Genomic DNA, 7,410 nt, shown 5'->3' on the forward strand with positions numbered 1-7,410 from the left:
TTTACCGTTCACCCGTGGTGAAGAACGGTGGCCGTCCACGCGCATAGGGCAGCGGGGTCGCGTCCGGCGCGCATAACTGTGCGGTCGGGGCGCACGATCGCGGCCACGACCCGCTCTTGGCGCAGCCACTTTTCGAGTTGGCTGTCGTGGTCGGCTACCAGCACAGCGACACCGCGCCGCCGGAGCAAACTTTCGTCGGCGCCGCCGAGCGGACCGGCGGTGATGAAGGCGAAGCCCGCGCCGACAACGTCGTCGAGCCGTTGACCGCCGTTTAGCAACGGATTCGGGCAGAGCGTGCCGGCAAGCGCACCTGGCCGGCGGGATTTGTGCACCAGCGCCGAGCTACGCAGCGGCGGCGTCGTGGAGTCGACGACCTTGTCGCGCAGACCGGGAAGCAGTCGCACCCGGGGCAACACGAGTTGGCGCAGTACGTTGCCGAGACGGCCACCGCCGGTCATCGCGCGGCCGACATTGAGCGCCAGTCGAATCAGCTGCCGGGTGTGCGGTTTGCGCTCCTGCTCGTAACTATCGAGAACACCTGCCGCCAGTGTGCCGTTGCGGACCCCGGCGATCTTCCAGGCCAGGTTCATGGCGTCGCGCAGTCCGGCTCCCATGCCCTGACCGATGAACGGGGGAGTGAGGTGCGCGGCGTCCCCGAGGATGAAGACGTTGGCGCGACGCCACCGGTCGGCGATTTGCGCGCGGAACGTGTATTCGGCAACGCGAAGCAGCGTTAATTCGCTGTCCGCGACGTCGGCGGTCCAGGGCGCGATGAGTGTTCGCAGCGCGGCCAAAGTGCCGAAATCATCGGCGCTTTCGCCCGCCAGCAATTGAAACTCCCAACGATAGCGGGCCTGTCCGATGCGCATATAGGTGCCCGCGCGAACCGGATCGCACACCTGATGCACGCCCTCCCACTGGTTCAGGTCCGTGTCGGTGGCTATATCGACGACCAGCCAGGGCTGTTCGAACTTCAAATCCCGCATGGTCGAACCGATCTGGGTGCGCACGACACTGTTGGCGCCGTCGCAGCCCAGCAGGTAGTCAGCCTCGACCAGGTGCGGTTGGCCGTCGCAGCGGTCGGTGAACGCGACCCGCAGGCGTCCGTCGTGGTCGGTGACTTCGGTTACCTCGGCGTTGCCCCGCAATTCGGCTTCCGCGTAACGCTTCAGGTTGGCGCGCAGCAGGGCCTCGAGCTCCGGTTGGTCGAACATGTTGGCCTGCGGGAAGCCATGCACGCTGCGCGAGGTGTCGCGGTTGAACTCGGCCAGCACGTTGAATCGTTTGTCGAGCAGCCGCAGCCCGAGCGTGGGCCGTGAGATCGCCGCGAACTCCTCGGCGATGCCGAGTCGGGCAACGACACGGTAGATTTCGTCGTCCAGATGCACGGCGCGGGGCTGCGGGTACACACCAGGCCAGCGGTCGAGGACGAGGCAGTCCACGCCGTACTGCGCCAACAGCGTGGCGGCGGTGATGCCCGTCGGTCCGGCGCCGACGATCGCGACAGAAACGTGCCGAGTCACGCGTATCGGATTGCGGTGCGCTGGGTTCCGAGGTCGATGGCGCCGTCGTCGGTGGCCACCGACGCCTCCACGATGTCGCCGTTTTGCAGATATCTTGGGTTAGCGGCCTGACTCTTGAAGAACGCCCGCCATTTGACGGCCGGCGGCAACAGGTTGCTGATGATCTGGACCGGCTTCGGCGGGGCACTCAGGGCGGTGCCGACCGGGGTGCCGGTGAGCACCAGATCACCGGGGGCGAGCTCCTGGAACTGGGTCAGCGACTGCAGCGCCTGCAGTGGCAGGTATAGCATGTCGCCTTCGACCAGCGAGTTCTGTCGCTCGTCCCCGTTGACGCTCAGGCGCAGCCGCAGGTCACCAAATCGCTTGAGCTCCTCGGCGTCCAGCAGTACCAGCTCCGGCCCGACCGGGGTGAACGTCGGATAAGACTTGGCTTCGTAGAACTGAGTCTGCGGAAGCTGGATGTCGCGTGCCGACACATCGTTTGTGACGACCAGCCCCGCGATCAATTCGGCGAGGTTCGCGTCGGAAATGGCCGTGCCGACCGGGATTGGGCGTCCGATGACTAGCCCGATCTCCACCTCGTAGTCCAGCAGCCGGACGTGCTTGGGTTTCACGATGTCGTCGAACGGACCGTTGATCGACGCGGACGCCTTTCGGAAGAAGGTCAGCGGAACCGATGACGGGTCCATGCCCGCATCCCTGACGTGCGACTCGAAGTTGGTCATCTGCGCCACCACTCGGCACGGCCTGGTCACCGGTGAAACTAAGTTCAGACTTTGCAGTGAGACCGTGTCGGCGACGGTGTCGGTGCCAGCGGCGGCAGTCTCGATCGGGGTCCTGTCGGCCAGCAGCTGGGCGGTGGTGGTCGCGGCGGTGTCGATCCGCGCGGCGCCGTCGGGCGTCTTGACCCACCAGGCATGGCCGGTTTCAGAGGCGGTGTGTAGTACGGAAACGGTCATCCGATTTGCGGCGTGGAAACCCCTGGCTTTAGCCGGGGGAGGAAACGCCGCCTCCTTCCTTGGATAGGTTGTCGGTGGTCTTGCCTAGGTTGGATCCACCGGCTTAAGCCGGTGGGGGACGTCAAGAGGTGGGTACTTTCAGTCGGCCGATCAGGCGGCGGATATCGAACTCGTTGCTTTCCCGAAGCGCGGTGATCATCGAAACCAGCTCGTGGCGAGCCGATTTCGGGTCGGTTCCGAGGAAATCTCTGGTCGCGCGCGGCCCCCACTGGGCCAGGCCGGACGCGGTGAAGGGTGCCCAGCCGGGCTCGAGGGTGTTGTCGAACATGTCGCCGTCGGCGAAGTGCTCGACCAGGAAGCCATCCGGATCGCGCCAGTAGTCGAAGATCTGACTGCCCTGGATGTGTCTTCCGATACCCCAGGACCGGAAATAGCCGCGGTCCCTGAGGTATTCACCGCCGGCAGCCAGGGCGTCGAGATCGCAGACCTGATACGCCGAGTGGATGTAGCAGTTGGTCGGACCCAGGGCGATCGCCAGCGTGTGATGATCGGCCGGTGTCGATCCGCGATCGCAGCGGATGAAGCTCATCGTCGGGCCCCGCTGGCGCTGGCCGGGAAAGAACAGGAAGTCGCTGACGATCATGCCCAGGTTGTCCAGGTACCAGTCGAGCGCCTCGCGATACTTGGTCGATTGCAGCACCAGGTGGCCCAGGCGCTGTACCCGTGCGGGTACGCGGCCGGGGCGTTGGGTGGTGTTGGTGCGCTCTAGATCGCGTCCGAAATTGAAACTGTGCGGCTCTTGGCCCGGCAGCTGCGGCAGTTCGTGCATTCCGGCGACCACGCGCACCGCGATCCCGCTGGGATCGACCAAGTCGACGGATAGGCCGCCGATCGTCTCCGGCAGCGGCCGCGCGGCAGCACCGAATTTGTCCGCCAGCCGCAGCACGTCGACCTCGTCGCCCGCCCGAAACGCCACGCCGGTGAAGCGCGTCCGCTGCCCGCGGCGCAGGATCACGCAGGGTGCACCCGCGTCGGTGCCGCGCAAATGAAGTTCCTCCGGACCGCGCTGTGCGGTATGGAAGCCGAAGGCCCGCGCGAATGCCTCGGCGCGAATCAGGTCCGATTTTTCGAATTCCAGCCACGCGACGTCGACGACTTTGATCACCGGATTGCGGGACCGGCCCCGGTGCTCGCCGGCCAGCGCTCCATGCTCGCTGTGCAGGTCTTTATGCGTGTCCCGGTGGGTTTCGATGCTCTGCTCCATAACCATCTCCCGACTAACTGACGAAATCGTCACATAGAGTCGACGGTCAGTCAAGATTTCTGACGAAATGCTCATAGTGATGCATACTCCTAGAGTGACGACGTTGGGCGAAGGCGCGGCGGGCAATCGCCTGCAGCGGCGCAAGCAGCGCACCAGGGCGGCGCTGGTCAGGGCAGCGCAGCGCTTAATCGCCGAGGGCAGGGTCAACGTGCCGGTACTGGAGATCACCCAGGCCGCCGACGTCGGGATGGGCTCCTTCTACAACCACTTCGACAGCAAGGAGCAGCTGTTCGAGGCCGCTGTCGCCGACGTGCTCGACGCCCACGGCGCGCTGCTGGACCGCCTTACCGCCTCGATCGAGGACCCCGCCGAGACCTTTGCCACCAGTTTCCGGCTGACTGGCCGGCTGTTTCGTCAGCGCCCACAAGAGAGCGAGATCTTGTTGGCCAATGGGTCGGCCCTGCTGTCTTCGGACCGCGGCCTTGCTCCCCGAGCGCTACGTGATATCAAGGCCGCCGCCGACGCCGGGCGGTTCCAAAGTGCGGTCAGGCACGACCCGGAGCTGGCATTGGCCATGGCCGGCGGCGCGCTGCTCGGGCTCGGCACGCTGCTGCGGCACGCCCCAGAACGCGACGGCGCGCTGGCCGCCGACACGGTTACCGAAAACGTGCTGCGTCTGTTCGGCCTGCCGGCCGATGAGGCGCGCGCTATTTGTCAACACCCGCTGCCTGACCTCGATACCTGGGAACAGCCCGACTCGGCCGCGTGAGCTGTTAGCTCGAGTGTCGGGTGACCGCAGCGTCGCGCAGCCGGGGCACTGGAGGTGCAGCCGCGTTGCTCGATTGCTTAACAGAACGTCACCGCGGCGATTTCAGTGTTGCCGCGCGGGGATTGCCGCCGCGCCTGGTTCAAAACGGTGTACTGCTCTCAAAGACCACACCGAAGCGTTGTTATGCCAAGCCATCATCGCCAACCGGTGGCGCCAGGACGTGACCGGTGACGCCAAGGCACACCGCGTTCGACCGACCGCCTGGACCGGCGTGACGCCGTTGGTAGCTCCCCAGGCTCCCGGAATGATGGTCTTGTTTGCCAAGCAACTTACGACCTCCGGAGAGGGGCCGTAATGCCCTGGACGGGGCAGCCTCCGAAGAGGAAACTCTCCGGGAGGTTCGGAGTATTTTGAGCGCCCGGACCAGACGGAGACAACGTCGCTTAGGGAGTACACAGATGTTAAACAGCCTAACGCTCCACGATAACCAGGTTCGTCAGCAGCGCGCGCAGGATGCCGAGCTATTAAAGAAGTCAGGTGTGCACAAGCTCGTTGTCGCAGACCGTGACGGCAACTGCTTAGCGTACGTATTGGCTTGGGACAGCTTCGAATATGACGCCGAGACCGACACCTATGTCTGCGTTGTCGACAGTGATGGCAGAGAACTCATGACCGTGTACACCGCCGGTGAAATTAAGTCAGCACCTGGTGCAAACACGTACGTCGTAACTGCGCCGGATGGGTTAAGCGGTCGCAGGGCGTTGCAGGCCCAGTAAGCTGCCGGACACCAGGCATACACTTCGGGGTGCTTTAAGGATCCGGCGACCAAACCGTCACAGGTGGCAAACAGCAGGTCGGGTGCCGCGAGCACGCAGGAAAACAGAATCTGCCGCCCCACGCGGCATAACCAGTAGACAATATCCACGTCGCGACGCTTATGATAGACCGTTCGTACGGTTAGTTTACGTCGAAGGGTTGAAGATGCCCAGATCGCCTGGCAGACGTACCGAGATTCTCGACGCGTTTGTCCGCTATGTCGCCGAACGTGGCTACGACAGAACGAATATGGGCGACATCGCCGACGAGCTTGGCATGTCTAAGGGCACCATCGTTCATCACTTCGGAACCAAAGCGCAGATGTTGCGCGAGCTTGAAGAAACCCACCTGACCCGCCAGCTCGATGTGCTGCGGATGGTATGGGATCGCCTGGCCGCGCCGCACGAACGCATCGCCGCAATCATTTTCGCCTCCACACTGCTACAAGTCATCGCCCGCAACGCGACTGTGGCAAGCCAGCGTGAGGTGGTTCAGTTGTCCGATGACCCGGCGATGCAGCAAGTGCGTAAGTTGCGCCATCAATTGCAAACGCTCACGATTGACGAGATCCGCAACGGGATAGAGAGCGGTGTGTTCCGAAGCGTGGACGCCGAGCTGGCGGCACTGCAGCTGTGGGGATCGCTTCAGTGGATGTGGGTGTGGTTCGATCCCGCCGATCCCCGGACACCCGAACAAGTCGGGGCCGCTTTCGTCGACGTGTTCCTCGGCGGACTGCTGCTCGACCGCTTAGGACTTAGCAAGTGGGCAAACCCTTCCACGGATGTCGTCTCGGTGGTGCGCGAATCCCTTGCCGCGATAACGGGTGCAACAGATTGACCGCGTAGCGACAGAATGCTTTGCGCGGGAAGGTAATTGGCCGCAACCGATTCCTGCTTGAAGTGCTGAGCCGTCGGTGGTCAGGGCTTCGACCAGGCGAGAAATTCTGACTGTACGTATAGTCGATAACAGCGTCCAAAACGGCACATTCCCCCAGCACCGGAGATCGTTGAAAAACGCGCGCCAGCGTCGCTGAGAAGGCGCAAAAGGCTTGGTAATGACTATTTAGATCGGGAGCAAGCGCAGGGCGTTCGGGGTGGTCTGTCTGTTAGGCCAGCCGACGATCCTAGTTGATTGACTGAACGTACGGTCTAATGACATAGTTGCTGCGTGGCGCGAACGAGGGCGACAGGGAGCCGGGGGGCAGGGATAGTCGACCGGGAGCGAAGTGATGCGCTACGCCACGGGTCCACACCGAGAACCGTTGCGCCGGAACTTGGAGCGGAGCAGTCGGAAATCGCCGGCGTTCACGGAAACTTTGAAATGCGTTCTAGCAAAAGGAGTTTCGCGGCACCGTCACCCCGTGAGCAGGCTTCCGAATCGGACGTGCGACATGATCCGTCGCGACGCCGCGAGTCACACGGTTCCTTCGTGAGGGGGCGGTCATGACCACGTCGACAGGGACACGTGCCGCGGGTGCAACAGGCCGAGCGTGGCTACGTCGAAGGCCGCGCCGATGACTTCCTCGAACGTGATTGTCGGCAAAGTGGGCGACAGGATCCGACCAGGCGCGGAAGTGGCCGGCGGGTTCTTCCGAATGTGCATGCTGACCGGCAAAGCCCTGAAGAAGCCGTTCGAATGGCGTGAGTTCATCTGGGTTGGCTGGTTCCTCATGCGGGTCTCGCTGTTGCCCACTATCGCGGTGTCCATCCCGGAAACCGTGCTGCTCATCTTCACGCTCAACCTCCTGCTGGCCGAGATCGGCGCCGCCGACGTCTCCGGTGCTGGTGCCGCGATCGGCGCGGTCACCCAGCTCGGCCCGATCGTGACGGTGCTGGTGGTCGCCGGCGCCGGGGGCACCGCCATCTGCGCCGACCTCGGCGCGCGCACACTCCGCGAGGAAATCGATGCGCTCGAGGTGCTCGGCATCGACCCGATCCACCGGCTGGTGCTGCCGCGCGTCGTCGCCTCGACGATCGTCGCGGTGCTGCTCAACGGCCTCGTGGTCGCCGTCGGCCTGGGGGGCGGCTACCTCTTCAGCGTGTACCTGCAGAACGTCTCGAGCGGTGCCTACCTCTCGAC

At 64.0% G+C, this 7,410-nt stretch carries 7 protein-coding genes; 4 read left to right on the forward strand and 3 right to left on the reverse strand.

Going from position 1 to position 7,410, the window contains the following annotated elements; translation table 11 throughout:
• Positions 1 to 8 precede the first annotated feature (8 nt).
• The 3 genes from mhpA to ACLP9N_RS11195 form a co-directional block, all read right to left on the reverse strand.
• Complete coding sequence (gene mhpA, locus ACLP9N_RS11185; protein WP_442407471.1) at positions 9 to 1,523, reverse strand: bifunctional 3-(3-hydroxy-phenyl)propionate/3-hydroxycinnamic acid hydroxylase MhpA; 1,515 nt, start codon at positions 1,521 to 1,523, stop codon at positions 9 to 11.
• A complete protein-coding gene (locus tag ACLP9N_RS11190; RefSeq protein ID WP_442407472.1) occupies positions 1,520 to 2,482 on the reverse strand; it encodes a fumarylacetoacetate hydrolase family protein in 963 nt (320 codons plus the stop codon). The genes mhpA and ACLP9N_RS11190 overlap by 4 nt, the downstream gene beginning before the upstream one ends.
• A gap of 121 nt (positions 2,483 to 2,603) precedes the next feature.
• A complete protein-coding gene (locus tag ACLP9N_RS11195; protein WP_442407473.1) occupies positions 2,604 to 3,746 on the reverse strand; it encodes a VOC family protein in 1,143 nt (380 codons plus the stop codon).
• A 79-nt stretch (positions 3,747 to 3,825) separates the two neighbouring features.
• Between ACLP9N_RS11195 and ACLP9N_RS11200 the strand changes: the two genes are divergently transcribed.
• The 4 genes from ACLP9N_RS11200 to ACLP9N_RS11215 all read left to right on the forward strand — a co-directional run.
• On the forward strand, positions 3,826 to 4,515 hold the full coding sequence (locus tag ACLP9N_RS11200; protein WP_442407474.1) for a TetR/AcrR family transcriptional regulator: 690 nt from the start codon (positions 3,826 to 3,828) through the stop codon (positions 4,513 to 4,515).
• 458 nt (positions 4,516 to 4,973) lie between these two features.
• The gene (locus ACLP9N_RS11205; RefSeq protein ID WP_442407475.1) at positions 4,974 to 5,291 is read left to right on the forward strand and encodes a hypothetical protein; all 318 of its coding nucleotides are present in this window, start codon (positions 4,974 to 4,976) and stop codon (positions 5,289 to 5,291) included.
• Between the two features lie 205 nt (positions 5,292 to 5,496).
• Positions 5,497 to 6,168, forward strand: coding sequence for a TetR/AcrR family transcriptional regulator (locus ACLP9N_RS11210; protein ID WP_442407476.1), 672 nt, complete (start codon positions 5,497 to 5,499; stop codon positions 6,166 to 6,168).
• A 757-nt stretch (positions 6,169 to 6,925) separates the two neighbouring features.
• Positions 6,926 to 7,410: MlaE family ABC transporter permease (locus ACLP9N_RS11215; protein WP_442407481.1), on the forward strand; the 485-nt coding region annotated here is incomplete at its 3' end.

Origin of the sequence: Mycobacterium sp. (assembly GCF_052144515.1) — a bacterium.
In the GTDB taxonomy this organism is placed as follows: domain Bacteria; phylum Actinomycetota; class Actinomycetes; order Mycobacteriales; family Mycobacteriaceae; genus Mycobacterium.

Excerpts from the sequence above, each read along its gene's own strand:
- ACLP9N_RS11190 (WP_442407472.1), bottom strand. The coding sequence starts at position 2,482 with ATGACCGTTTCCGTACTACACACCGCCTCTGAAACCGGCCATGCCTGG.
- ACLP9N_RS11195 (WP_442407473.1), bottom strand. The coding sequence starts at position 3,746 with ATGGAGCAGAGCATCGAAACCCACCGGGACACGCATAAAGACCTGCAC.
- ACLP9N_RS11200 (WP_442407474.1), top strand. The coding sequence starts at position 3,826 with ATGCATACTCCTAGAGTGACGACGTTGGGCGAAGGCGCGGCGGGCAAT.
- ACLP9N_RS11205 (WP_442407475.1), top strand. The coding sequence starts at position 4,974 with ATGTTAAACAGCCTAACGCTCCACGATAACCAGGTTCGTCAGCAGCGC.
- ACLP9N_RS11210 (WP_442407476.1), top strand. The coding sequence starts at position 5,497 with ATGCCCAGATCGCCTGGCAGACGTACCGAGATTCTCGACGCGTTTGTC.